2 protein-coding genes are annotated in these 2,560 nt (G+C 33.8%); both read left to right on the top strand.

Going from position 1 to position 2,560, the window contains the following annotated elements; translation table 11 throughout:
- Positions 1-2,346 (top strand): 3'-5' exonuclease (locus tag ACI3VO_RS14315; protein WP_439758566.1); only part of this gene is annotated, 2,346 nt, incomplete at its 5' end.
- 11 nt (positions 2,347-2,357) lie between these two features.
- The coding region (locus ACI3VO_RS14320; RefSeq protein ID WP_439758567.1) for a metallophosphoesterase family protein at positions 2,358-2,560 on the top strand (203 nt) is incomplete at its 3' end.

Below are 2,560 nucleotides of genomic sequence, written 5' to 3' on the forward strand. Positions count from 1 at the left end.
TTTGAAGATATAGATGATGAAAAAGTAATATTAGGTGGACCGACAGAAATCCATCTTATGGAAAAGAAAGTAGAAGAAGTTGAAAATCCTGAGGAAGAGGAACTAGACGACGAGGATTTAGATGCAAGTCAAATAGAAGCTAGAATGGTTGGAAAGATAATAAAGGATATCTTAAAGCCAAATGAAAACGGAGAGAGAATGCAGGTATTTGACAAGAGATTGGGAATGTACAGAGATGTGGATTACAAAGACATAGTGATCTTGCTTAGAGCGACATCAGCGTGGGCGCCTGTATTTGCTGAAGAGCTTATAAATATGGATATCCCAACTTACGCAGATATAGGACAAGGGTATTTTGAAAATATGGAAATACAAGTTATAATGTCGTATCTAAAAGTGATCGATAACCCAATGCAAGATATTCCGCTTATTGCTATTTTGAGGTCTCCTATATATGGATTTACACCAGAGGACTTCATCGATATCAGAGTTGTGGATAAGAAGGTTAGTTTTTATGAGGCAATGAAGCTTTTTGTAGGTGAAAAGATTGATGTACAAGAAGTTGTAGTTGAAAACGATGAAATAGAGCAACAGGATTTAGGTAGTGAAGTTGAAGACTATATTGAAAGCGATATAGACGATTACTACCAAAATATCGACTGTGAAGGCTTTGTATGCGATGAAGAGGATGATTTACAAGAAGAAAATCCACTTAAACAAAAGGTTAGAAGATTCTTAGACGATTTAAAAGAGCTTCAAGAAAAATCTATGTACATGAGTACAGATGAATTTTTATGGTATATATATACAAATAGCGGCTACTACGCATACTGTGGTGCACTGCCTGGAGGTAGCCAAAGACAGGCTAACTTGAGAATACTATTTGAAAGAGCTAAACAATTTGAAGAGACTAGCTTCAAGGGAATATTTAATTTTATAAATTTCATCAGCAAATTAAAAAAATCAAATTCTGATATGGGAAGCGCCAAGACATTAGGAGAAAATGCAAATGTAGTCAGAATCATGAGTATCCACAAAAGTAAGGGCTTGGAATTCCCTATAGTAATCTGCGCTGGAATGGGCAGAAATTTCAACACTATGGATTTTAGAAACGATGTATTGTATCACCACGAGCTTGGATACGGACCACAAATCGTGGATTTCGAGAGAAGAATTTCATATCCAAGTATCGCAAAGGAAGCCCTAAAATGCAAAATAAACATAGAAAATATATCAGAGGAGATGAGAATTCTATACGTCGCACTTACAAGGGCAAAGGAAAAGCTTATAATAACAGGCTCAGTTAGAGATATAGAAAAAAATGTCCATAAGTGGTCGTCAAATATATCTAGAGAAAAATCAGTTTCAAAATACGATATTTTAAACGGAAAAAATTATCTAGATTGGATGATGCCGGCTCTAATAAAACACGAGGACTTAAAGTCTATAAGAGAGATGTACAATATATCAACAGATATATATCTAGAGGATGAATCAAAATGGTCTATAAAAACATGGAAAAAGGAAGACATAGATTTCGAGAGACATGAAAAAGAAGGTATAAGAGAAATTCTAGACAATATGGACTTATCCGAAAATGACACAGAATACTACGGAGAAATCGAGAGAAAGCTGGACTTTGAATATCCTTACGAGGCAGTTGTAAAAAAGGCCGCAAGTATATCTGTAACAGAAATAAAGAAAAGACAGGAAGCCTATGAAGAAGAGGATTTATCAGCTAGCTTATACAGACAAAAAACTACACTTAAAAAGCCAAAATTCGTAAATGAAGACGAAAAAGAAGAAAAGCTAACAGGAGCCAAAAGAGGTACAGTAGTTCACTTGATCATGGAGGTTTTAGATTTAAACAAGGTGTCTACTGAGGAGGAAATAAAAGCTCAAATCCAGAGTTTAGTAAAGAGAAACGTAATAACTGAAAAGGAATCGAAGGTTCTAACTCCTAGAAAAATATCGAAATTCTTCAAATCTCCTATTGGAAGTAGATTGTTAGCTTCAAATTTCGTAAAAAGAGAACAAAAAATATACACTCAAATAAAAATGAACGATATATATGTAAACGATGAAGCATTTAAAAATAACAGTGAGACTTACAAGGACGAATCAGTTATGCTTAGAGGTATAATCGATGTATATTTTGAAGAAGACGATCAAATAGTTATTTTGGATTACAAGACAGATAAGGTATATAATAATAAAGAAGAAATAGTACACAGGTACAAAAAGCAATTAGATATTTATGCAGAGGCGCTTTCTATATTGACGGGGAAAACAGTAAAGGAAAAGTATTTGTATTTATTTAGCATAAATCAAGAGATAAAGGTTTAAAGGAGAGAAAAATGAAATTTATTCATACATCAGACTGGCACTTGGGAAAAACACTAGAGGGAAATAGCAGACTTAGAGAACAAGAGATGTTTTTAAACGATTTTGTGACTTTAGTCGAAGAAAATAATATAGATATGGTTATAATAGCTGGAGATATTTACGACACATCAAATCCTCCAGCTGCAGCTGAAAAGCTATTTTACAAAACTGTATG

This window comes from Intestinibacter sp. (assembly GCF_051866655.1).
GTDB lineage: Bacteria > Bacillota > Clostridia > Peptostreptococcales > Peptostreptococcaceae > Intestinibacter.